Origin of the sequence: Thalassotalea castellviae, from assembly GCF_031846185.1 — a bacterium.
GTDB classification, from domain to species: domain Bacteria; phylum Pseudomonadota; class Gammaproteobacteria; order Enterobacterales; family Alteromonadaceae; genus Thalassotalea_H; species Thalassotalea_H castellviae.
The window spans coordinates 499,057-524,115 of sequence record NZ_JAVRIF010000001.1; the positions used below are offsets into that span (position 1 = coordinate 499,057).

Consider the following 25,059-nt stretch of genomic DNA (forward strand, 5'->3'; position numbering starts at 1 on the left):
CAGTAACTATTTGTTTAATAGTAATTATTTATAAAAATATAGCAGTTTAATTATCTCTGTGAAGATTATGTTGCTTAAATTTCAACCTAAACTAAGATTAGCGCAATTCAATCGGTACCGCAAATACTGTATTTTCTTCGCGCCCAGGAAACTCAGTTACGGCTTTTCCCCCATATTCTTTTAAGGCATCGATAACTTGTTTTACTAATATTTCGGGTGCGGATGCCCCTGCAGTAACACCAACATTTTTAACGTTCTTTAACCAAGATTCTTTGATATCACCGGCAGTATCGATTAAATAAGCCGTAGTCCCTATTTTATCTGCTAGTTCTCTTAACCGGTTTGAATTAGAGCTATTTTTCGCACCAACAACCAATAACAGATCAACTTCATTGGCAATAGATCTAACCGCATCTTGACGGTTTTGGGTGGCATAACAAATGTCGTCTTTTCTTGGGCCTTGAATTTCAGGAAATTTCATTCTTAATGCGTTGATAACATCACTAGTATCGTCAACAGACAGAGTGGTTTGACTACAATAATAAAGTTCTTGAGGATTTTTTACTTGTAAACCCGCAACATCATCAACCGATTCAACTAAATAAATTCCACCTTTTTCACTTTCATATTGTCCCATAGTGCCTTCAACTTCTGGATGGCCTTCATGTCCAATTAATATACATTCAACATTTTTTCTACTAGCGCGAGTGACTTCCATATGTACTTTAGTCACAAGCGGACAAGTCGCATCAAAAACTTTTAATCCACGGCTTTTAGCTTGATTTCTAACGGCTTTAGAAACACCATGCGCACTAAAAATAACCGTACTATCATCGGGCACTTCATGAAGCTCATCGACGAATATTGCTCCCCTATCTTTTAAACCATTAACGACGAATTTATTATGAACCACTTCATGGCGAACATAAATTGGTGCATCAAATAAGTCTAGCGCACGATCAACAATACTAATGGCTCTATCAACACCGGCACAAAAGCCTCGAGGGTTAGCTAAAATAATATCCATAATGGCTCTCTAGAAAATAAGGTTAAATACATTATAAAACTTCAACAACATCAATCACAAAAGTTACTGCTTGCCCAGCTAATGGATGATTAAAATCAACGGTTACAGAGCTTCCTGATACTTCGCTGATCATCCCAGGAAGTTCAACACCGCCAGGTTGGGTAAAAGTAATAATATTACCGACTTTAGCTGGTGTTTCCGCAGAAAACTTGCTCGCATCAACATAATGGATATTATCAGGGTTCGACTCACCAAACGCATCTTTAGCCGCTAAGGTAAACTCTTTACTTTCATTCGCGGAAAGCCCTAATAATTGCGCTTCAAAAGCAGGTGAAATACTCGCATCACCCATAATAATTTTTGCTGGTTTATTATTAACTTTAGTACTATCAGCTGCTGAGCCATCCGCTAATTTCATAGTTATATGAACGATAACTTCAGAATTTTTTTCTATAATTTTAGACATATCAGTTCTCTTTCGCATCCTGATTTTTAGAGGTTTTGTCTTGCTTAAATGAATCAATTATCATTAAAGCCGCGCCTACAAAGATGATTGAATCGGCGACATTAAATGTTGGCCAATGATACCCCTTGACATAAAAATCCAAGAAGTCGATAACGTAACCAAACATTGAACGGTCAATTAAATTGCCTAAAGCTCCACTTAACATACAAGCCAGTGCTGCGGCTAATAGTGGTTGTTCTTTTGGCGTTCGTTTTAACCAAACTAGAAATACTACCGAAGCGATTGCGGCAATTGAAGTGAAAAACCAACGTTGCCAGCCACTTTGATCAGCTAAAAAACTAAAAGCCGCGCCATGATTTTGTGCGTAAGTAATATTAAAAAATGGAAGAATATTAATCGACTGATAAAGTTCCATTGAACCGGCAACCCATTGCTTGGTTATTTGGTCGATGATTAAAAATATTGCCGTGAGCCATAGCCACTGCAAACTTGAATTGATTTTTAAAAAGGTCATTAATTTCTCTGAAATATTATTAAGTTAAACAACCAAATGCTCTGAATGAAAAATGCTCAGTTACCAATAGTGACATCACTAATAACTGAGCATTCTCTTCATCTACTTAGTTAAAATTAAGCAAATTTCCGTGTTTCGCCATCACCATCAACATTACTAATACAACGACCACAAAGTAATTCATGGGCCGAATGTTGACCAACATCTGTCGTGACATGCCAACAACGATCGCATTTTTTACCTTCTGCAGGTTCAACACTAAGCCATAAACCATCAATTTCAGTATCATTAGCATTGGCTGGTTTTTCAATCACTACCTCAACATTCGCTGCAGACGTAATTAAAACAAAACGTAGTTCATCGCCTAAGTGATTTAAAATAGCGGCTAAAGCTTCATTCGTATACAAAGTTACTTTTGCTTCAAGTGCTTTACCCACTTGTTTTTCTTTACGAGCCAGCTCTAAAGCTTTATTGACTTCACCGCGTACTTGCAGTAATTGGCTCCAAAATTCGTTATTTAATTCACTTCCGTCAGCCATAGATGATAAACCATCAAACCAAACATTGGTGAAAACAAATTCATCACGCTCACCTGAAACTGGTGCAGGTAACGCTGTCCAAATTTCTTGTGCGGTGAAAGATAAAATAGGCGCCATCCAACGGGTCATTGCTTCAGCAATCAAATACATAGCTGTTTGGCATGAACGACGCGCCACACTGTTATCTTTAGCGGTATATTGTCTATCTTTAATTATGTCTAAGTAAAAACCACCTAGCTCATTAGTACAGAAATTCATCATCTTGTGAACAACTTGATGAAACTCGTATTCATCATAAGCATTAATAATGTCAGCTTGTAACTCGGCAGCTTTTCCTACTACCCAACGATCTAAAGCAACCATATCTTCGAAAGCAACAGAATGATTCGCCGGTTCGAAGCCATTTATATTCGCTAACAAGAATCGAGACGTATTACGTATACGTCGATACGCATCTGCCTGACGTTTAAATATCTCTTTCGATACCGTAATTTCTTGCGTGTAGTTCACCGAAGCCGTCCATAAACGCAAAATATCAGCACCATATTGCTTGGTGATTTCATCAGGAGTAATAACATTCCCTAATGATTTCGACATTTTATGGCCTTTTTCATCGACGGTAAAACCATGTGTTAACACTTGTTTATATGGCGCTTTACCATTCATTGCAACAGAAGATATCATTGAAGACATAAACCAACCACGGTGCTGATCAGAGCCTTCCAAATATAAATCAGCGCCTGCATTAAGTTCTTCACGTGCATCCACCACAGAGTAATGGGTAGTACCTGAGTCAAACCAAACATCTAACGTATCAGGTACTTTGATAAATTGTTCAGCGTCATCGCCAATCAATTCACTGGCTTCTAGATCAAACCAAGCTTGTATACCTTCTTTTTCAACTCGTTTAGCGACTTCTTCAATAAGTTCAATACTACGAGGATGCAATGCACCTGTGTCTTTATTGATAAATAACGCAATAGGAACACCCCATGTACGTTGACGAGAGATACACCAATCAGGGCGACCTTCTACCATAGACTCGATACGGCTTTGCCCCCAATCAGGGATCCACTGTGTTTTAGTAATTTCTTTTAACGAATCTTGACGCAAACCAGCTTTGTCCATGCTGATAAACCATTGCGGAGTAGCACGGAAAATTATCGGCGTTTTATGTCGCCAACAATGAGGATAAGAATGCTCATAAGCATGATGATGCATTAAGGCACCATGTTGTTTTAACACTTCAACAACACTATTGTTGGCTTTAAAGACATGCTGACCTTCAAAAAGCTCAGTGCCTTCAAGATAAACACCATTAGCGCCAACAGGGTTTGCAACTTCTAAATTGTATGCTTTGCCGACAACAAAATCGTCAACACCATGACCAGGCGCCGTATGTACACAACCTGTACCAGAATCAGTTGTAACATGCTCACCACAAATAATAGGGACGTTAAAATCATAAAATGGATGTTTAACTTCAGCGCGATCTAACTCAGCACCTTTAGCAAAACCTAAGGCGTGATATTTTTCAATACCAAAGCGGTCCATACACGCTTTCACCAAATCAGTTGCAAGAATTAAACGTGCTTTGCCCTGCTCATTCTCGTATTGTATTAGTGAGTATTCTACATCGGGGTGAACAGAAACAGCCCGGTTTGCCGGTAAAGTCCATGGAGTAGTCGTCCAGATAACGACGCCAATTTGGCCTTCACCTGAATGTCCTTCAGGGTGGGAAAATTTATCGGCAAGCGCTTCATCTACCACATTGAATTTTACATCAATCGCTGGTGACATTTTATCTTGATATTCTACTTCAGCTTCAGCCAAAGCACTGCCGCAATCTGTACACCAATGAACAGGTTTAAAGCCCTGTTCTAAATGACCATTTTCAGCTATTTTTCCCAGCGCTCGGATGATATTCGCTTCCGTATCGAAGTTCATGGTTAAATAGGGATTCTCCCAGTCACCAAAAACACCTAAACGTTTAAAATCTTGACGTTGACCATCAACTTGTTTGGCCGCATATTCACGACATTTTTGACGAAATTGTGCAGCTGTTACTTTATGACCCGGTTTGCCGACCTTTTTTTCAACCATTAATTCAATAGGTAAGCCGTGACAATCCCAACCAGGAACATAAGGAGAATCAAAATCAGATAATGTTTTAGATTTAATAATAACGTCTTTTAAAATTTTATTAACTGAATGACCTAAATGAATATTACCGTTTGCGTACGGAGGACCATCATGCAAAATAAAAGATTTCTTACCTTTTTTCGCCGCACGAATTTTGCTGTATAGCTCCTTTTCGCTCCAGTCTTTTAACATTTGCGGTTCACGATTTGCCATATTTCCTTTCATTGGAAACTTAGTATCTGGCAAATTCAATGTATGTTTATAATCACTCATTTAAATTACGGTCCGTTATTTAATCTAGCTGGTTCACACCAACATGCATATTAATCAATCTAAGCTTAAAGCCTGTGTAAATTGCCAAGCTTGCTCACTATCTTTACTAATTTGTTGTTTTAACTCATTCAGTGAATTAAAACGTTGTTCTTCACGTAGTTTATGCAGTAAAACCACTTCAATAGATTGCCCATAAATATCTTGCTGAAAATTAAAGATATGAACTTCTAGTTGTTGTCTGATACCTGAAACAGTTGGCCTTGAGCCTATATTCGCTACACCAAAAAAATCACCGTTATTGGTCTTTACTTTAACTACATAAACACCCGATACAGGCGATACGCGTCTTTTTAGCAAAACATTAGCGGTAGGAAAGCCTAATTCACGCCCTCTTTTATCGCCATGAAATACCCGACCGATAATAGAATATGGCCGACCTAGCATTTGCTCAGCTTCTTTTAATTTATTATTTTCGAGCGCTTTACGTATTTCCGTACTACTAATTCTGCATGCTGATACTTTATAACTAGCAGTATCAGAAACACCAAAATCAAAATATTTACCTGCATCGCATAACGTCTCAAAATTTCCTTGACGATTTTTCCCAAAATGAAAGTCATCACCAATAATGAGATATTTGACATTCAATTGTTTAACTAATAATTTTTCAACAAAATCCTTAGCAGTTAATTGCGCAAATTTTTGATTAAAGTTCACACAAATCAAACGTTCAACACCTAAACGTTCGAGTAAAACATATTTATCTCTTAACCGAGTTAAACGCGCAGGCGCTGTCTCAGGAGAAAACAACTCTTGTGGTTGAGGTTCAAAAACTAAAACCGTAGCAATACAATTTAAACGCTTAGCTTTTTCCACTAACGCCTTGATGACTTGTTGATGACCTAAATGAACACCGTCAAAATTACCAATGGTTAGTACACAGCCATTATTATCACTCGAATTTTCGACTGACTTTATATTGTGGATCCCACGTATTAACTGCATTAAACCAACAAACCTTTCTTACCTTATTCGTTATTTTCTAAAAAAGAAAAGCAACTTTATCTAAAAAATCGACGAATTATAGCGTAGTCAATAGTAAGAATCAGCACTTGAGCGTAATTTGTTGGTAATTTTTTTACTTTGTCGAAATTACTTTAAAATCGTTAAATCTCACACCTAACAAAAGTATCGAAACAAAATAACAAATTCCCCCAGAAACAATACAAAACAGTAATTGCAAAATTTGCTCTAGAAATGTAAAGGTTAACCAATGTTCAAAAGGAGGGGATAAAAAGTAAACCACGAACGCCATCACAATAGATGACAAGGCCACTTTCACGATAAGTTTTTTGGCCGCTGTTGTTAAACAATATACATTTTGAGTTTTTAATCCGCTATATAGCCAATAAGCATTTAAACTGGCCGATAACGTCGTTGCCATAGCTAAACCAACATAACCAAAAAACGGCGCCAACATAATATTAAAGGCCATATTAGCCACCATAGCTTTAATGCCAATTTTGACCGGCGTTTTAGTATCTTGTCGAGCATAATACCCTGGGGCTAACACTTTAATAAACATGAAGCTTACCAGTCCTGAAAGGTATGCAAATAACGCAAAAGAGACCTGGACAACATGAAATTGAGTAAATTCACCCCGCATAAAAAGAATCATAATAATCGGCTGAGCTAATACCATTAGCCCAACTAAGGCAGGCCAACCAAACAAATTTATTATTTTAATGCCCCAATCGATAGTCAACGCAAATTCATCGTGACTTTTCTTGGTATGTAGCTTAGCTAAACTGGGTAAAATAACCGTTGCAATACCAATACCAAAGAGTCCTAAGGGGAATTCTAATAATCTATCCGCATAATACAACCAACTCACTGAGCCAGTCACTAATAACGTAGCAATTTGTGTATCGAGTAATAAGTTAATTTGGGTAACAGAAACCCCAAATAAAGCTGGAGCCATCAATTTGCGAATTTTAGTCACGCCTTTCGTTCGCCAGCCCCATGTTGGTTTAACTAAAGCACCCGCTCGATATAAAAAAGGCAACTGAAAAATAAACTGAACAAGCCCACCGAGAAAAACTCCCCAAGCTAATGCATATTCAGGACTGGCAAACCAATCTCGTCCAAATATTGCCATTGAAATAATGCAGATATTCAACAATACCGGAGTAAATGACGAAACGGCAAATCGACCATAGGTGTTTAAAATGGCGCCTGACAGGGCTGTTAAACTTATAAACCATAAATAAGGAAAGGTGATTTTTAATAAGCTCGAAGCCAAATCAAACTTTTCACTACCATCTTGTTGTATTGACTCCATGTAAAACCCAGGGCCAAATACCATCACAATTAAAGGAGAAGCAATCATGCCAAATAACGTCACTAAGGTAATGATCACACCTAAGGTTCCTGAAACTTGGGCAATTAATTTTCGTGTTTCTTGCGTTTGATTATCCTGATCATTTTGATGATATTCACTTAAGACAGGCACAAAAGATTGAGCAAACGCACCTTCAGCAAAAAGTCGTCGTAGAAAATTAGGAATTTTATTAGCAAAGAAAAAAGCATCCGCCGATGCCCCTGCTCCCATTAAATTAGCAATAACGACATCCCTTACTAAACCTAGCACTCTCGAAACTAAAGTCATCGCACTTACAATTATGCCAGATTTTACTAATTTACGACTCAAGGTACCCTCAAATAAAGCACGTTTTTTAATACTAGAATTATGCGTTGTTTTTACCTTGTTAAACAAGTCCTTATTCCTTTACATCCTGGGAATTTTAATTGTTATGTAAAAAACTCAGTAAAGGCTTGCGATAAAACATAGTAACAAGTTAAAATAAAACATCGAAAAGGTTTGACAATACGCTGAAAAAAAGGCATATTTCGTCGCCTTAAATTTAGGCTATATTTAATCATTTTAGGAGTTCACCTTGGCTAATTCAAAGCAAGCTAAGAAGCGCGCAACACAATCAGAAAAGCGCCGTCAACACAATGCAAGTCGTCGCTCAATGATGCGTACTTTATTAAAGAAAGTTAACGCTGCAATTGAAGCCGGTGACAAAGAAACTGCAGCAGCAGAATTTGTTGCAGCGACACCAATTCTTGATCGTTACGCAAGTAAAGGTCTTATTCACAAAAATAAAGCAGCACGTAGCAAAAGTCGTTTAAACGCAGCTATTAAAGCTCTTTAATTTTTTGAATGAAAATAGTTAAAAAACCGGCAATAGCCGGTTTTTTTTTCTGCAAAATTTACCCTACTCTCACAAACTTTCAACAATCGGCTTATAACTGTTGCCATTAGCTATATAATTTTTTAGTCTCTAACCAATAATGACAAAAAGGTTAGATAATGAAACTTTCAAAAATTGCAGCAATTGTTGCTATAGCAACTTCATCACTTACTGGTTGTTTAGAGCAAACACCAACAAATAATCACTCCATAGCACTTGTTCCTGAATATGAAAACAAGCTTGATATATATAAAACCGTTAAACTTTCTAGTGATATTTCACACTTAACGTCTGATCAAAAACAAATGCTGTCGTTATTAATAGAAGCATCAGATATTATTGATGACTTATATTGGCAGCAAGCCTTTGGTGATAACAAAGATAGCTTCCTCGCGAAAATCACCGATGAGCAAGTCAAACAATTTACTCAGATAAATTACGGTCCATGGGATCGATTAAATGGCGACAAAGCCTTCATTTCCGGGGTTGATGCAAAACCTTTAGGAGCACAATTTTACCCTGCCGATATGACAAAGGAAGAGTTTGAACAATCAAATATTGCTGATAAAACGGGATTATATTCAGTTATAAAACGAGACGATAACGGAAAGTTAACCTCTATCGCATATTCTGAATTATATAGTGATGAGTTAAACCGAATTGCCGTTATTTTAGAGAAAGCTTCTACGTTTGCCCAAGATAAAGAATTCGCACAATATTTGAAGATGCGAGCACAAGCATTAAGAACCGATGATTATCAAGCATCAGATTTTGCTTGGATGGACATGAAAAACAATCCAATTGATGTAGTCATTGGGCCAATTGAAACTTACGAAGACCAATTATATGGTTATAGAGCTGCTTTCGAATCTTATGTACTTGTTAAAGATATGGCATGGAGTGAAAAACTTGCCAAGTATGCCGCTTATTTGCCAGAGCTACAAAAAGGCTTACCTGTCAATAAAACCTATAAAAAAGAAACACCTGGCTCTGATGCAGATTTAAATGCCTACGACGTGGTTTATGTGTCAGGTCATGCTAATTCAGGCGGTAAAACTATCGCAATTAATTTACCGAATGATGAACAAGTACAATTAGAGAAAGGGACAAGACGCTTACAACTTAAAAACGCAATGCGTGCAAAGTATGATGCAATCATGCAACCTATTGCTCAAACTTTAATTGTGCCAGAGCAACGGAAAAACGTAACCTTTAACGCTTTCTTTGCCAACACTATGTTTCATGAAGTGGCACATGGTTTAGGTATTAAAAATACGATTAATAACAAAGGTACCGTTAGACAAGCATTGAAAGAACATGCTTCTGCCTTAGAAGAAGGCAAGGCAGATATTCTTGGTTTATACATGATCAGTCAATTGCTGGAAAAGAAAGCGATCACCGAGGGTGAATTAGCTGATTATTATACGACTTTTTTAGCCGGAATATTCCGTTCAGTACGCTTTGGCGCAAGCTCTGCACATGGCAAAGCAAACATGGTTCGCTTTAATTACTTTGCCGAACATGGTGCATTCACACGCAATGAACAAGGTTTATATGCGGTGAATATGGAGAAAATGACTGAGGCAATTAATTCACTTTCTGCTTTGATATTAACCATTCAAGGTGATGGCGATTATCAAGGAGTACAAAAATTAGTGAATGAAAGTGGTAATATAGGTGAGCAACTTGCACAAGATCTTGCAAAACTATCTGCCGGTAATGTACCTGTGGATATCGTATTTGAGCAAGGGAAAAAAGTTCTCGGATTGTAAAAAATAAAAGTGAGGCTATTTAACTCTAGCCTCACTTTATTGTTCACGATAAAATTCTTTCGTTTTAAGACTCTAATCTAACCAACAATGCTTTTGCTTGTTCTATTTCAGAAAAGCTTTGTGTAGAGTCGATCGCTTCTTTCAAATATTTTATTGCTTCATTTTCTCGTTTCAACATAACTAAGTTTACCGCAAGATGATATTTAACTTCAGCATTATCTGATTCTACGGCTAACACATTTCGAAATATATTTAAGGCTTTGTCAGGTTGATCTGATTTAGTGAGTGCCCACGCCATGGTGTCCATTATAGCGACATTATCGGGCATTTTATCATAGGCCTCTTTCGCATATTTTAACGCTTTATCATGACGGTCAAGCGCAATATTAACAATGGCAGCATTGTTTAGTAGGATTGGTAATGAACCATTGATGTTAATTTGTTTTTCATAAAGAGTGGCCGCTTGCTCAGCTTTATTTGTAGCCATATAAACATCTGCTAAGGCTATGGCAATCAAGGTACTTTTCGGCTCAGTTGCATGTAAGTTAAATAACATTGAAGTCGCTTCGTCAAACTTTTCTTGAGCAATTAAAGCTTGAGACAAACTTAATGTTGTTTTTTGTGATTTATCCATTGATAAAGATTCACGATAAAATTGTTCTGCTTGCGTGAATTTCTCTAACTGTAAGTAAACATCACCTTTTAACGACAATATTAATGCAGGAAAGTTGAGTTTTTCGTTCAGGCTGTTAATCACGGCCAGCGCTTCATCTTCCTGATTATTCTTTGCTAATAAATGGATTAATTTCAAATAGGCACTAATGAAATTTTCATTCCAAGCAATTGATTTTTGTAAACTACTAATGGCGCCTTCAGGGTTACGCATGGTTAATTGGCCGTCAGCAAAAGCAGATAATACGGCGGATTTATCCGCAGCATATTTCACCGCTAATTGGAATGAGTTACTTGCTTTATCAAAATTCTTATTCGCCAAGTAAAATCCTGCAAGCCTTTGTTGAATTTGTGCATTTTTATTATTCCTAGCGAGAAATTCTGTAGAAACTTCAATTGCTTTACCAATGTCACCTTTAGCTGAATAAATATCTAACACCTTATTAACCGCAAGCGTACTATTTCTATTTAAGCTATAGGCTTTCTCATAATATTTTTGTGCTTGATCTATTTCATTTTTTTGTGTGTAGGTATTCCCTAATTCCACCATTAACATAGGATGATCGGACAAGGTAGATAACTTCGCTAACAATCTCTCTCTTGCACTTGCGATATCTCCTTCCACCATGTCCATTCGTGCTAAATGAACAATGGCGTCAATATTGTTTTCATCTAAAGAAACAGCTTGTTCAAAACTGCTCCTTGCAGCTGAATGTTGGCTGAGTAACCCTTGCAAAATCCCCTGTTGTAGATAAAGAAAACTACTATTTTTATCTTTTTCAATTAATGAAACCAGGATAGTTAATGCTTTTTGATATTGTTTAGATTGCTGGAAAGCTTTGACTAATTGAAAAGTGAATTTTGGATGATGCTGAGATAATTCCTCTGCCTTAATAAGGTTTTCAAGCGCTTTTTGAGATTGCCCCATTCTTAACTGAAGATTACCTAAGTCAAAATGAGCAGACGCTGATTTAGGAAGTGCTTTAACAACATCAGTAAAATATAACTCTGCTTTTTCAACTTCTCCGGTCATATCGTATGCTTTCCCTAATAATGTCCAAATTTGAATATCATCAGGATTTAACAAGCGAGCTTTGATCAGGTAGTTTTTTGCTGAATAAGCTTCATTTAAAGCAAATTCAACCTGTGCAATTAATTTCATTGCTCTGATATCATCATTGACGATATCAATATAATCACGAAGATCATCTTGCGCTTTTAAAAACTCTCCTTGATTAAAGTTAACCAAACCCGCCAAATAATAATAGATAGGATTTTCTTTCATTATATCATCAGGCATACCGGTTAAAACGACATCTAAATGACTGGTCGTTTTAGAAAATTCATCCGACAAGCCTAAGGCATTGGTAATAATTGCCTTTAAATAGTTAGCTCTTGGTTCGTTTGGCACATCAGCTAAAATAACATTAACATCGTCCAACGCTTGATTAAATTTTTGTTGCTCAATTAAAATGCTGGCTCTGGTTAACAAAGCAGGAAAATGTTTAACATTAATGGCTATCGCTTCACTTATGGCCTTGATGGCTTGATCAATATCACCTTTAATTTGATAAATACTTGCTTTCATTTGCATTGCATTGGTATTTAACGGCGAAAGCTTAAGTGTTTGCTCAATATATTTAAGCGCCTCTTCATATTGATTTCTTTTATATGCAACTTGAGCTAAACCGAGAAAAGCTTCATAATTTCGAGGATTTAATTCGAGCGCATCTTGATATTCAGCTTGTGCTAATACTGTATTGTTTTTGTTAAATAATGCTCTACCTTTAAGCACCAAAATATCACTTGAAAGTTTCTCGCTCCCAGGAATAGGCGTAGCTTTATTGATCACTAGATCGTATTTATTTTGTAATAAATAAGCTTCCAGCAATAACAATAACGTTTTTTTATCATCGGCATTACCTTGCTCTGCAAATTTCAATTCAATTTCGGCACCAGCACCATCACCTTGAGCAATAAGAATTTCAGCCATTAAGATTCGAGAAGGCAAATGTTTAGGGTTATTTTTTAAGGCATTTTTAAGGTGTATAACAGCTGAGTTCAAATCTTCCATGTAAAAACTTTTTAGCGCATTTTCAAAAGGCTCATTACTACTTGATTGTGCTGCAATAACTGAACCGCTGAGTAAAACACTAAAAGCGACTACTTTCTTGATTGTCATCCCTTTAATTCCCATTCTATTTTTACTATCCAAAACAATGACTCTTTAATATTTGATGAGGCCTATGATATGATAAATACATTCGTTACAGCAACTATAATAAAAGTGTCTAAGTTTTTTACACCTTGAGAGTATCTAAAACTACTCATCACCACAAAAAACAAGCAACACATTGATTTTTAATCGTTTTTCAATATTGGCGTATAATTTGCTTAATCGTTATCAATGATGAAAATACTTAGTTAGCATTTAAAAGTTTAAGGTTTGAATTAGTATGAAATGTTTAAAATGGATTGCAGTTTCAGCATTGTCACTATCTTGTATTACAGCTACTGCTGGTAATATTCCTGCTACAGTGATAAATGATAATTATATTGGTGCCGGTTACTCAGGTGATGTTAAAGGTAGCGAAAGCATTTATGATATATCAAAAATGGAAGTATCGAGAACAGGTACTCAAATGACCGTTGATATTTTCACAAACTTTGTTGGCAAAAATGACGACTACGGTATCGTATTTGGTGATTTATTTATGTCAACAAACGTTACTGACTTTGATTCTCCTTGGAAGCCTAATAGTGCCAATGACACGTGGAATAATACCGACTGGAATTATGCATATACTATTCAAGACTGGGAAAACGGTGATGGTGGTCGTTGGGATGACCGTGATAACACCTCAAGTGGTCAAGGTCGCTTAGTTTCTGGTTTTAATTCTGGTGATTTAAAATATTCAAATAGTGGTACAAACCGTCATAATCAAGCAGTTTCATTAAAGAATACTAATTATTACAATCCAAATAGTTCAAATAATGCTTATGACAATATCCATTACAACGGTAACACTTATGATGCAGATTCTACTTACTGGAATTCTGCTTGGAGTAACTGGTCTGCTGGTAATGGAAAAATCTCATTTACATTTGATGTCGCCAATACGGCTTTAGCAACAGCAAATCAAATTGCATTTCGTTGGGCTATGTCTTGTGCCAATGACATTATTGAAGGTTTAGTTTCAGTAAGAGACCCAGACAATCAAACTACAGTGCCAGAGCCACAAACATTATTATTAATGTTGTTAGGTATGGCTGGTATCGCTTACCGTCGTAAAATCAACGCTAAGTAAGCAATATATTCGACGAAAAAACGACCTTATAGGTCGTTTTTTTATCTCTTAAATTTATAATTAAAGTCATTTTACCAATAGTAAACTGAAACAATGCCCCCTCGCCTGTCTCTAGAACAAGAAGACAACCCCCCAATTGAACAGCTAATATTGATAAGCTTGAATTAACGACTCATATCTTTGTTGTGCTTGAGGATCGCCTTTATTTGTTTGGCAAACACTTTTTTGATACTGATAACTATAAACATCAAACCAACTGTCCAAAATTTTAGCATTGACCGGTTCTCCAGCTACAGCTAGAACTTGCGCAGCGACTTCAGCAGTACATAATTGATTGATTTTTTCTGAACTTCTTAATTGATATTTTGGTAAGTAATCTTTATGAATGAAAGACTGCGGATCAATAGAGAGTATAGGTAACCCATTTAAATATGGACTTTTTCTAAATATTTTTTTAGCTTCTCGCCAGCTACCATCTAACATAATAAACAATGGTTTTTTATTGCTTTTATCATCGATCTCTTGATTGAATACTTGTTGATTTTCTTTCGCGTATTCTTCAGGAAATACAATATAGGGCTGCCAATTATCATCATGAATTAAATCGATAAGCTCTTGCTCAACGGAGGTCCGTGACCATAAAAAAGCAAAAGTTTCAGGAATTAAGTCGGCGATTAGCTTTCCTGTATTGCTTGGTTTTAAGACCTCGGTATCATACATCAGCAATAAAAAGCCAACTTTACTATTAAGCGTTACTTTTAATTGGCAAACACAGTTTTCTTTTGCTAAGTGGCATAATTCACAGCGAATTAATCGTTGCCCTCTTGATTTGTAGACAGTAGTCGAAATACTTTTACGATATTGAAATAAACGATTAACAGCGTGCATGAAGTTGTAGGAGTTAAAACTAATTTAACCATATTTTAAAAGATCCCCCTCTAAATGAACAGTAACAATGCTAATTAGGTACTTTTCATGTTTTTTCACTACAACAATAAAAGCATTAAGCTGAAACTAAAAAGCCTGAGTCCGATGCAAAATCGAATTCAGGCCATGGTTGACGTTTAGCAATGAGTCTACTTTATGAGGTCACTTCATTTAAGCGCCTTTTCAAATGAATCTATGCTTTATTTCTTTTATCTAAATCTGCATCAATCACATTAAAATCAGATAATTCATCGATACTTTGGCTTAATTGCGTTTCTATACCATCAATTTTATAAACGGTATGACATAAAGCCTCGCCTCTCTTTTCTAACTTTTCTGCACGATACTCTATATCCCTCTCAATTTGCTCGCCAAAATTTTCCATTCGAGCTTCAAAAGCTTCCATATCACCACCAGCAAATAACATCTCTTGCCCTACAGCAATCAATAAGCTTCCTAATGAATTTTGAATGGTATCTTCTACGGCCGCTTCAATACGTTGTTCCAACTCTTCATTAAAAAAGTCGTCAGCAAAATCACCATGTTCATCGATATAAAACTCATTTTCACTAGCAAAGCGTCGATCTACTTCATCTCGGATCCCATATAAATGCTCGGTAAGATCTTCACCAACGTCATTATTTTCTCCTAATAACTCGTTAAAGGCTAAATTTACCCCTTCTACAGCTATTTCAATGGCATCAAAAGCAAGTTCTTTCGCTTCTGGCAATACAGAGCGAATACTCGTTGAGTATTCTAAAACTAACGATTGCTGATAATCATTCAATTCAACTTCTTTGCCATTTACAATTAAAATTTCATTATTAATGATTTTATAGAGCGCTTGATCATTTTTAGTAAACTCAATAAAGTTTTTATTAATTTTTACCCCTGCATTCAATTCAATATTACATGAGTCTGAAGAGAAACTCGTATCATGAGCAAACGCGGTAGTAGTTGATAATAAAACGGCTGTAGCAAGTAAAGATTTCATTGGAATACCCTTTATGTGATAACACTTTATGCTGTTTGTTTATATTCAAAACTAGTGCCAAAAGGTAACCCATTGATTTATTTGAAATATTAAAATATTTCTATTTGTTAATTGTGATAAGAAATAAAGAAGTGATGATAAAAACTAAAAAGTAGTGAATTAAACCATTCAATAAATGAAGTGGGCTTTCCTTAATTCAACAATATATATACTAAAATTGAGGCATTAAAAAAGGATAAGATTAAAATCTTATCCTTTCATTAATTTATATTTTCTTTAAAGAAAACTTAAATTATAAAGCTACGATGTTTTCAGCTTGAGGACCTTTTTGGCCTTGAGTAACAGTAAACTGAACTTTTTGACCTTCTGCTAAAGTTTTGAAACCGTCGCCAGAGATAGCGCTGAAGTGTGCAAACACGTCAGGACCAGATTCTTGCTCGATAAAACCAAAACCTTTAGATTCGTTGAACCATTTAACTGTACCAGTAGTTGTCTCAGACATAATACTTTCCTATTTAATTGAGTAATGTTTTGCCCTAAGGCGGTGTTGCAGGAAGTGTAACTATTACTTATCAAACGGGACGAGCTACTAATAACGCGATACGATGTATATAAAAATAGGTCTTACTTTCTAGCTGATTTGAATTCTAATGATTTACAGCTAAGAGTCAAGCTATTTCGTTTTTATCGTCAATTGTTATTTTTAACTTTGATTTTATTATTCGTATCTCTACTTTGTTTAATTAGCTCATTGCTGATATCTAAATGTTCAGATTTCGCAAGACGATCATATAAAACCACATTGACAGTAGCAGCTAAATTCATACAACCTTTGGTTGGTATATAGACAACATGATCAGCTTCATCAACAAGCTTTTGGCTGATACTGCCATCTTCCGGACCTAAGATATAAAGGGCATTTCTCGGGTGTTCAAACAAAGGTAAAGGTGTTGCTCCTTCAACCAGTTCAACACAAACCACCTCAACATTTTCATCTTTATTCGATATGAGCGACTCTACTGGTGTTAACGGGATTTGTTGTGAAATATTTTTGGTATCGGTAGAAAATTTCGCCGCTTGTTGATATCGCTGGCCAGTATATATCACCTCATTAACCCCATAGCAACCAGCTGCTCTCATTACAGCACCTACATTACTCGGACTTTTGGGGTTTGTTAAACCGACCATTACTGTAGAATTTTGCACGTCATTTTTCATCATTATTCATCGGTAGTAGTAATCATTTAGCTTAAAAGAAATGATTTTATTGCTTTTAAAGATAAGTGCCAAGTGATAGATCTAGATATTAAAAATAACATCACTATAAAAAGGACTATTATGAAAACTAGGCTGATCCCGCTACTCACTATAACGATATTGTTTGGAGCAAATGCTTCTGCAAAGGTGACCTCTCTGCAACAAAACATCACTGACGTCATAAAAATGTCTCATAGAACCGACGCTGATAAGCTAAGAGATAATAATCGTTCACCCGTTCAAGCATTATCATTTTTTGGTTTTAAACAGAATATGAAAGTGATTGAATTTGCACCTGGTAATGGCTGGTATACCAAAATATTAGCCCCTTTATTGGCTGAAAAAGGAGAACTTCATCTTGCATATAATACACAATGGTTGACTGACTTAGACCCGATACTCTCTCAGAAGGGCTTTGAATCTACGATAAAATTACCTATAGAACTTTCTTGGAACAACCAAGAATTTAGATATGATTTAGGCAAATTATCATTTGGCATGAATGACGCAGACATGATTTTAAACATTCGTGAATATCATAACTTTAATTTAGCTGATAAAACTAAATTAAATAATGAAGCGTTCAATGCGTTAAAACCAGGCGGACTATATGTCATTGTTGATCATACCCGACGTCACATGGCAGTTGAAACCAGAGAGCTTGCTAGAAGAGAAGATCCTGTAAAAGTGATTTTAGAAGTGCAATCTGCTGGCTTTATTTTAGAGAAGTCTTCAGACATGTTTTATCGACCTGACGATGAACTACGTTATGAAGTAGGTAGAAAAACAGTAACAGGTAATACGGATCGATTTACTTTAGTGTTTCGAAAACCAGTCGCTAAATAATGACCTTAACTTAAGTTTCCTTGACGTTGTAACTTATGATTTCTGGGAAACTTGGTTGATGACCTAAACGCTTTTACTTCTTCAGCATCTAATAGGTAGTCATAATTTGTTACATAAACCCTGAAGTATAATAAAAATGCGTAGGAACTAAACCTAAGCTGAATCATCCTATTTTAAAACGTTTCTAATAGAGTTGAGCAAAATTTATGAAAAATATGGTTAGTAAAATATGGATTGAAAACAAATCGTTAATCGTTTTTATTACTTTAATGTTAATTTTTAGAAGTGCCGTAGCCGATTGGAATGATGTACCTACTGGCTCAATGAAACCAACAATTGTTGAAGGTGACAGGATTCTAATTAATAAACTTGCTTATGATATTAATATACCTTTTACCCAACAATCATTAATAAAATTAGCTGATCCACAAGTAAATGACATTATTATCTTTGAGTCTAAAGCAGCAAATAAACGATTGGTTAAAAGAGTTATTGGTGTTCCTGGCGACATTGTTGCCATGTCAAACAATAAACTAACCATTAATCATCAAAAAATCGCCTATACAGGCAAGCAAATCAATAGCGATAAAGTCATTCTTGATGAAGAGATCAACCAAAACCCTCACCGCATTCAAATTACCAACAATCCTTCGCCTTTAAGAAGTTTTAACTCTGTAAAAGTACCAAAAGACCACTATTTAGTATTAGGTGACAACCGAAATAACAGTGCTGACTCACGAGTGATTGGTTTTGTTCCACGTAGTGAAATCATCGGCCGTTCATCAAAAGTTGTGTTATCGCTAGATTACAACAATTATTTCCTACCAAGAAAAGCAAGGTTCTTGCTTGATATATAAAAAAGGTCACTAGCGTTTAATGAATAAGTCTTCGACAAGTAGCAAACAAAAATTACTTGTCGTTTAGCTCCTAACTTACTATTATCTTCGCCTCGATTTTATACAAACATCCAATTTTATGATTAACAACATTTTTAAAAAATTACTTATTCCAGTGTTATCTACACTAGGATTTTTGAGCGTTTCTGCTCATGCAACTATCGTAGAATTTCAAACTTCACACGGTAATTTTAAAGTGAATCTACATGATGAAACGACACCAAAAACTGTCGAAAACTTTCTAAACTATGTCAATGATGGTAGTTATAACGACACTATCATTCATAGAACGGTTGATGATTTTATAATTCAAGGTGGTGGGGCAAAATTTGAAGGAACATTACCTCCTGTTTGGATTGACGTTGAAGACGCGATTATTAATGAGCCGATTTATTCAAATGTCAAAGCCACCATTGCGATGGCGAAACAAGGTGGCGTTGTTAATAGTGCAACGAGTCAATGGTTTATCAACTTAGAAAATAATAGTACATCTGGCGCACAATTAGATACTCAAAATGGTGGTTTCAGTGTTTTTGGTGAAGTGATTGAAGACGGTATGGATGTGGTTAATTTAATTGCAGCTGTTGAAAGATGTAATACCGGTTATTCTGGTTTTCAGGAATTACCTATGCCTGATTATGCTGAGCAATGTTCAGACACAAGTGCAGTACCGAGTACAGAGAACTTTGTGACAATTTATCAAGTCGTAATTTTTGATGCTACGGTAAGTACCGATAGCGGATTAAGCTCGATTAAGAATACAAGTATTGATAGTGATACAGACTCGCCTAATGAAAATACCAGTAGTGGCGGCGGCTCATTGATATGGTACGCCATCGTGTTTCTTGGCTTAATAACTAGTTTTCGCTTGAAAAAATAATCATTAAATGAGTCAGTGCTTTACGAGTGCTTACTCACCTCTTCCCTAAAAGCCTTTATCATCTACCCGAACGATATAATGTAGAAAGGTTAAATCAAAAATTAACCTTAGTACGAAGCGACTTCGTTTGACTTCGTCTCGTTTTATTATCAAGCCGCTTTCGTGTAGAAGACTTCGTTGGCTTAGTCGCTTTTCTCGTTTTTTGTACAACCGCGACGCTTTTAATTAACAAAACTAAACGTGCAATTGCATCTGCTTTATTTTTTTCTTGAGTACGAAATTGCTGTGCTTTAAGAACAATTTCTCCTTGATTATTTATACGTTGATCTTTCATCGCTAAGAGTCGCTCTTTATAAAAGTCAGGCAGCGATGATTGTTGAATATTAAAACGAAGATGAATTGCCGAAGACACTTTGTTAACATTTTGCCCCCCGGCTCCTTGTGCACGAATAGCGGTTAATTCTATCTCGTCAATGGCTAGCTCAACATTATTTGATATGGATAATTCAGACATTGCTAAAAATTCTCAGTTTGATCAAAAACAGGAACCTAAGTCCCTGTTTTCTTTGAATGGAAAAATGACCTTAACCAAGGTTTAATGCTTGTACTTTCTCATGGGCAATATCTGGACTTGTGGCAATAGGTTTAGCATGTAAGTTTGCTTTTAATTGTCCTTTTCTATGTTTTAAAGCGGCATCTAATTTTTTAGCTGCACTCGCAATAGCAGGATACATAACTGTATCATCACTTGAAACGGAGACTGTTGCTCCTTCATAGTTCGTGCTTAGCTCAACATGGTGTTTACCATGTTCTAAAGAAACAATAACTTCTAATGCAATAAGTGTTGGGAAATGTGTGGCGATTTTTGAAAACTTTTCTTCAATATGTTCTCTGATAGAGTCTGAAACTTCTACATGGTGACCAGAAAGATTTATTTTCATAGCTTTTCCTTTTTGTTGTTGCTCATACTAAGATTCGGGTGAAAAGCTGAAAAACGCAAGTATAAACCGTGAAAAAGTTGATAAATGTCATCAAGCGGTTATTTTTACAACAAAAATATATTAAATTTTCCACAACGCTTTCGTTTACTTCCCCAGAACATGACAAGTCGCCCGTTAAAATGAGCGCCATAAAAAATATCTACATGAAATAGAAATCCAAGAAACTGGCTAAACATACTCATTAAAAATATTTCTAGGGAAAAGCTTATAAGTTATTAATGAAAAATTTTAAATTGCTCTTTCAAATAAATTTACTTTTTGCGAAATTTGCTCAAGTGAAATTTGTTTTTTCAATGTAAAGCCAAGTTTTGTTAATAATACGGAAGACGCATGATTATCTGGATTACAAATAGCCTGAAGTGTATTTAATTTAAGCGCTTTGCTGGCATAGTTCAATACCGCTTTGGCAGATTCAAAACCATAGCCTTTTTGACAATATTTATTTAAAAATGCAAAGCCGATTTCAGGGTGTGCAATACCTTGCCTTTTTATTAAACCCGAAAGACCAATAACCTCGCCGCTATTTTTAAGCTCGCAACAATATAAACTAAAGCCAAGCGAATTCTGCATAGCTAAAGGGCCGTTTGAAATATATTCCCAAGCATCGGTTAAACTGCGAACATTTTTATCACCAATATTTTTAATAAATGAAGGTTCGTTTAATAACGTCAAAATCATCTGTTGATCATTTTTGGTAAGTAACCTCAATATTAATCTTTCTGTTTCAAGTATTATCATTTGACTTCGCGCGGTAGAGTTGAAATTTGAACGTTTAAAAGTAGTGAAAAGCTTACCCAAAAGTTATAAATATCCCAAGTGAATTCTACTCAACAAAAGTTAACAGCCAATCGCGTCACTTGAAATTTCAGCACAAAATAAAAAACCAAATTTTAGCCTTTTTGACCACTTCATTATTTATCCAACTTATTCAAGAGAAACAGAAAAACACACGAAAAACACACGAAAAACACGTAACCACATGATATTCATACAATTTAAAATATTGGCACTATGACTGCAATGCACCACTTAAGCATTCACAGGAGAAGCACTATGAAAACAGTTACTAAAATTTTAACCACTTTAACCATTTCTTTATCTTTGGCTGGTCTTGCAAACGCATCAACCCTTGTTGCAGCAGACAGTAATATTTCAACTGAATTATGTATGAAGGCGGCATCGGGCAGTCGAGTTGCTCTGAACAAAGCAATTAAAGAGTCGAGATTAAGCAACGCATACGTTGTTTATAACATCAAATGTAACGAACAAAATATTACTGACTTTGTTAGCAAATATGGCAAGTCACCTGAAAAAATGAATGCCTTACTTAACCGCGGACGCATTAAAGGGCATGTCAGTATTAACGATATCGCCGCTTTATAATTTATCCACTTTTATAATAATCTGTCATGACAATGCCGATTAAATAAGTTTTCTCCCACCCCTTATTTAATCAGCATTTATTATTGGTAAAACTTAGCTTTGCTATTCCCCTTAAAAACCCTTTTACGATATAATCTTTTCGAAATATTTAATCCTTATGCTATTAGGCATTTATATAGAGAACGTTGATGTTTGATGATATTCGACCTTATCGAGATGATGAGGTAAACCACGTACTTCATAAATTAATAAATGAAAAAGAACTGCAAGAATCTATTGCACAATTTTCACTGCCTTTTTTGAAAAAGTATCTTCCTGCGGTCGCTAATTTTATAGTGAAGTTAAGCTTAACAAGTCGTGTAAAAAACATTCATTGCATTAACGATATTCAAGCCGAAGTTGCTAAATATCTCGATAAAATCATTAAAACTAGCACCAGTGGTTTTACTTACAGCGGATTAGAAAACTTCGACCATACTAAACCTTGTCTGTTTATCAGTAATCACCGAGATATTGTTTTAGATGCCGCCCTAGTCAATTATGCGCTTCATAAAAATAATATTGATACCGTAGAAGCGGCTGTAGGTGATAATTTATTACACAAAGAATGGGTCGCCGATTTAATGCGAATTAACAAAAGTTTTATTGTTAAACGCAGCGAAAAAACTAAACGAGCAATGCTCACAGCTTCGAAACATTTATCGAGTTATATTCATCACAGCTTAACCGAGAAAAAACAAAACATTTGGATCGCACAAAAAGAAGGTCGTGCCAAAGATGGCATAGACAAAACTAATGCGGCGTTGATCTCAATGTTACTGTTAAATAAAAATAAAGAAACAAGTATTGCTGACTACCTTTGTGAGTTAAACATTATTCCTGTGTCAATTTCTTATGAATTTGATCCCTGTGATCACGACAAGGCTAAAGAACTTGCTCAAAGGCAAGCAACAGGTAGTTATCAAAAACATGAAAACGAAGATTTAAAAAGCATTACTCAAGGAATTTTAGGGCAAAAAGGAAAAGTACACGTTAGTTTTTGTCAGCCAATACAAGGCGAATTCGAAGACAGTAAGGCGATCGCACTCGCCATAGACAATCAAATAATCCAACATTATAAACTCTACAAAAGTAATTTAAGTGCATACGAACAACTAAATAATTCAAATAATATGACCAATTTAAATGATGCACTCAGCGAAAGAGTTCAACAATTAACACAAGAGCAGAAACATTGGTTACTAACGATGTATGCTAACCCTGTTTTTTCCAAAAAGTCACTAGAACAAGTGCTATAACAACTAGTTATTCAGGTAAGCTATTTAAGTTTATGCTCTTAATAATACTCAAAAAAAACCGCCAAATGGCGGTTTTTATTTCAGTACATTTTATTCAAGATTGAAATTATTTTTGACGATAAAATGCCGACATCGCTTTATACAAAGAATATAAGTCAACTTTTGAGCCAACGGCATACGGCGAATGTATTGAAAGGATTGGCACGCCAAAATCTATAACTTCCATATTATCATTCGACAAATCACTGCCAATCGTACCGCCAGACGCTTTACCTTTATAGGTTGATGTTTGCCACTTAATCTTATTGTTATCTAAATAATTGCGTGTCCACGCCATATACTCAGAGTTAGCGTTAAAGCCACCACCGTAAAGTTTTAAATTGATGCCATTACCTAAACGAGGGGCATTTCCTAATTCCCAAACATTCGACCAGGTTGGATTGACCCCTGGGTTCACATCAGCCGAAATTACTTTAGTATTACGTAAGACCTTACGGAGTAGATAATCATTATAATTGTCTGCTTTTTCGTTGTATAACATTCCACTTAGCAAATCGACTAAATAGGTCGAACTTGCACCAGTGTTATTTATATTGCCCACTTCTTCGTTATCAACTAGATAAGCAATTGAAGTATATTCTGGTGTTTTTTGCTCAAAAATAGCTTTAACCGCGGCAATAGACGAAGCTTTATCATCATGACCATATGCAGCAATTAAACTGCGATCTAAGCCAACATCACGCGGTTTAGTTGCAGGCACTAAGGCAAGCTCAGAAGAGACTAAATCTGCTTCAGTGATCCCGTATTCTTTTTCTAAATAGCTAACAACAATATCTTTCACTTTTTTATCAAAGTCTGGTTTTGCCGCAACAATGACATCTAGCTCTTCTTTACTGATAACATTTCGGCTTGTGCGACTTCTGTTGGGGTGATCAACATGTGGCGCTAGATCTGGCACCATAAAAATAGGATCATTCTCATCAAATCCAACCGAGATATTCACTACTGAGCCGTCTTTTTTATCAACACGTCCAACTAGCGCTAATGGAATATTCACCCATTGATAGGTTTTAATACCGCCATGAACATAAGTTTGAAACATGGCAAACTTTTGTTTTTCATAGACAGGACGACCTTTTAATTCTAAGCGCGGTGAATCAATATGAGCACCAACAATTCTTGTCCCTTGTTCTAACCCCTTTTTCCCTATAACAATCAACGAGATTGTACGGTCACGATTTACGTCATAAAAACGAGCCCCAGCTTTTAACTTACTTTTTTCGGTTAAACGTTTAAACCCTGCTTTTTCGGCGCGTTTAATGGTCTCTGTGACAAAAGTTAACTCTGTTGGTGTTTTGTAAATATAGTCTTTGTATTCTTCACCGTAAGCTTCAACTGCTGATAACTCTTTTTTAGAAAGGCTTAACCAACTAGACACTTGTTTCTTTTTCTCAGCTGATTTTACTTTTTCAAAAGCGTGACTTCCTGAAGAGAAAGCAACTGCGGTAATAATAGCAATACTCGATAATGTAGTTTTAATGTTCATTAAATTATTGTTCTCAAAATAAATCTCACTTGTATAATAAAAGCGATTAATTAGAGAAAAC

General features: G+C 35.8%; 23 protein-coding genes. 8 read left to right on the forward strand and 15 right to left on the reverse strand.

Going from position 1 to position 25,059, the window contains the following annotated elements:
- Nucleotides 1–97: 97 nt before the first annotated feature.
- From ispH to murJ, 6 genes are all read right to left on the reverse strand, one after another.
- On the reverse strand, nt 98–1,027 hold the full coding sequence (gene ispH / locus RM573_RS02265) for a 4-hydroxy-3-methylbut-2-enyl diphosphate reductase (protein ID WP_311576577.1): 930 nt from the start codon (nt 1,025–1,027) through the stop codon (nt 98–100).
- A gap of 31 nt (nt 1,028–1,058) precedes the next feature.
- Complete coding sequence (gene fkpB / locus RM573_RS02270; protein WP_311576580.1) at nt 1,059–1,493, reverse strand: FKBP-type peptidyl-prolyl cis-trans isomerase; 435 nt, start codon at nt 1,491–1,493, stop codon at nt 1,059–1,061.
- Nucleotide 1,494: 1 nt separating this feature from the next.
- Complete coding sequence (gene lspA / locus RM573_RS02275) at nt 1,495–2,007, reverse strand: signal peptidase II (protein ID WP_311576583.1); 513 nt, start codon at nt 2,005–2,007, stop codon at nt 1,495–1,497.
- A 116-nt stretch (nt 2,008–2,123) separates the two neighbouring features.
- The gene (ileS, locus tag RM573_RS02280) at nt 2,124–4,961 is read right to left on the reverse strand and encodes an isoleucine--tRNA ligase (RefSeq protein ID WP_311576585.1); all 2,838 of its coding nucleotides are present in this window, start codon (nt 4,959–4,961) and stop codon (nt 2,124–2,126) included.
- A 54-nt stretch (nt 4,962–5,015) separates the two neighbouring features.
- On the reverse strand, nt 5,016–5,966 hold the full coding sequence (gene ribF, locus RM573_RS02285) for a bifunctional riboflavin kinase/FAD synthetase (protein WP_311576588.1): 951 nt from the start codon (nt 5,964–5,966) through the stop codon (nt 5,016–5,018).
- A gap of 133 nt (nt 5,967–6,099) precedes the next feature.
- Complete coding sequence (gene murJ, locus RM573_RS02290; protein WP_311576591.1) at nt 6,100–7,671, reverse strand: murein biosynthesis integral membrane protein MurJ; 1,572 nt, start codon at nt 7,669–7,671, stop codon at nt 6,100–6,102.
- Between the two features lie 247 nt (nt 7,672–7,918).
- Here murJ and rpsT point away from each other — a divergent pair, with 247 nt between their 5' ends.
- Entirely contained in the window at nt 7,919–8,179 is a 261-nt protein-coding gene (rpsT, locus tag RM573_RS02295; RefSeq protein WP_311576594.1) for a 30S ribosomal protein S20, read from the forward strand.
- 158 nt (nt 8,180–8,337) lie between these two features.
- Complete coding sequence (locus RM573_RS02300; protein ID WP_311576597.1) at nt 8,338–9,990, forward strand: DUF8614 domain-containing protein; 1,653 nt, start codon at nt 8,338–8,340, stop codon at nt 9,988–9,990.
- Between the two features lie 64 nt (nt 9,991–10,054).
- Here RM573_RS02300 and prsT read toward each other — a convergent pair whose 3' ends face one another.
- On the reverse strand, nt 10,055–12,844 hold the full coding sequence (gene prsT / locus RM573_RS02305; RefSeq protein WP_311576600.1) for an XrtA/PEP-CTERM system TPR-repeat protein PrsT: 2,790 nt from the start codon (nt 12,842–12,844) through the stop codon (nt 10,055–10,057).
- Between the two features lie 274 nt (nt 12,845–13,118).
- Between prsT and RM573_RS02310 the strand changes: the two genes are divergently transcribed.
- Nucleotides 13,119–13,970 carry a PEP-CTERM sorting domain-containing protein gene (locus RM573_RS02310; RefSeq protein WP_311576603.1) on the forward strand — a complete coding sequence of 284 codons (852 nt, stop codon included), beginning with the start codon at nt 13,119–13,121 and terminating at the stop codon, nt 13,968–13,970.
- A 144-nt stretch (nt 13,971–14,114) separates the two neighbouring features.
- Here RM573_RS02310 and RM573_RS02315 read toward each other — a convergent pair whose 3' ends face one another.
- The 4 genes from RM573_RS02315 to RM573_RS02330 all read right to left on the reverse strand — a co-directional run bounded on the left by RM573_RS02315 (nt 14,115) and on the right by RM573_RS02330 (nt 17,097).
- Nucleotides 14,115–14,858: a tRNA-uridine aminocarboxypropyltransferase gene (locus tag RM573_RS02315; RefSeq protein WP_311576606.1), complete on the reverse strand. Its 744-nt coding sequence runs from the start codon at nt 14,856–14,858 to the stop codon at nt 14,115–14,117.
- A gap of 232 nt (nt 14,859–15,090) precedes the next feature.
- Entirely contained in the window at nt 15,091–15,891 is an 801-nt protein-coding gene (locus RM573_RS02320) for a DUF2884 family protein (protein ID WP_311576609.1), read from the reverse strand.
- Nucleotides 15,892–16,183: 292 nt separating this feature from the next.
- Entirely contained in the window at nt 16,184–16,393 is a 210-nt protein-coding gene (locus RM573_RS02325; protein ID WP_303451569.1) for a cold-shock protein, read from the reverse strand.
- Between the two features lie 188 nt (nt 16,394–16,581).
- Complete coding sequence (locus RM573_RS02330) at nt 16,582–17,097, reverse strand: RNA methyltransferase (protein WP_432280202.1); 516 nt, start codon at nt 17,095–17,097, stop codon at nt 16,582–16,584.
- Between the two features lie 132 nt (nt 17,098–17,229).
- Here RM573_RS02330 and RM573_RS02335 point away from each other — a divergent pair, with 132 nt between their 5' ends.
- From RM573_RS02335 to RM573_RS02345, 3 genes are all read left to right on the forward strand, one after another.
- Nucleotides 17,230–17,994 carry a class I SAM-dependent methyltransferase gene (locus tag RM573_RS02335; RefSeq protein WP_311576619.1) on the forward strand — a complete coding sequence of 255 codons (765 nt, stop codon included), beginning with the start codon at nt 17,230–17,232 and terminating at the stop codon, nt 17,992–17,994.
- A gap of 206 nt (nt 17,995–18,200) precedes the next feature.
- Entirely contained in the window at nt 18,201–18,851 is a 651-nt protein-coding gene (lepB, locus tag RM573_RS02340; protein WP_311576622.1) for a signal peptidase I, read from the forward strand.
- A gap of 175 nt (nt 18,852–19,026) precedes the next feature.
- Nucleotides 19,027–19,770: a peptidylprolyl isomerase gene (locus RM573_RS02345; protein ID WP_311576625.1), complete on the forward strand. Its 744-nt coding sequence runs from the start codon at nt 19,027–19,029 to the stop codon at nt 19,768–19,770.
- A 94-nt stretch (nt 19,771–19,864) separates the two neighbouring features.
- On the opposite strand, the gene arfB is transcribed toward RM573_RS02345, so the two are convergent.
- The 3 genes from arfB to RM573_RS02360 form a co-directional block, all read right to left on the reverse strand.
- Nucleotides 19,865–20,284, reverse strand: a complete 420-nt coding sequence (gene arfB / locus RM573_RS02350) for an alternative ribosome rescue aminoacyl-tRNA hydrolase ArfB (protein WP_311576628.1) — start codon at nt 20,282–20,284, stop codon at nt 19,865–19,867.
- A 70-nt stretch (nt 20,285–20,354) separates the two neighbouring features.
- Nucleotides 20,355–20,711, reverse strand: coding sequence for a ribosome hibernation-promoting factor, HPF/YfiA family (hpf, locus tag RM573_RS02355; protein WP_311576632.1), 357 nt, complete (start codon nt 20,709–20,711; stop codon nt 20,355–20,357).
- Nucleotides 20,712–20,999: 288 nt separating this feature from the next.
- On the reverse strand, nt 21,000–21,509 hold the full coding sequence (locus RM573_RS02360; RefSeq protein WP_311576635.1) for a GNAT family N-acetyltransferase: 510 nt from the start codon (nt 21,507–21,509) through the stop codon (nt 21,000–21,002).
- Between the two features lie 315 nt (nt 21,510–21,824).
- Between RM573_RS02360 and RM573_RS02365 the strand changes: the two genes are divergently transcribed.
- Together RM573_RS02365 and RM573_RS02370 are read left to right on the forward strand one after the other, a co-directional pair.
- Nucleotides 21,825–22,154: a DUF3718 domain-containing protein gene (locus RM573_RS02365; protein ID WP_311576638.1), complete on the forward strand. Its 330-nt coding sequence runs from the start codon at nt 21,825–21,827 to the stop codon at nt 22,152–22,154.
- Nucleotides 22,155–22,342: 188 nt separating this feature from the next.
- Nucleotides 22,343–23,452, forward strand: a complete 1,110-nt coding sequence (locus RM573_RS02370) for a 1-acyl-sn-glycerol-3-phosphate acyltransferase (RefSeq protein ID WP_311576641.1) — start codon at nt 22,343–22,345, stop codon at nt 23,450–23,452.
- Nucleotides 23,453–23,558: 106 nt separating this feature from the next.
- On the opposite strand, the gene RM573_RS02375 is transcribed toward RM573_RS02370, so the two are convergent.
- The gene (locus RM573_RS02375; protein ID WP_311576645.1) at nt 23,559–24,998 is read right to left on the reverse strand and encodes a zinc-binding metallopeptidase family protein; all 1,440 of its coding nucleotides are present in this window, start codon (nt 24,996–24,998) and stop codon (nt 23,559–23,561) included.
- Between the last annotated feature and the right edge of the window lie 61 nt (nt 24,999–25,059).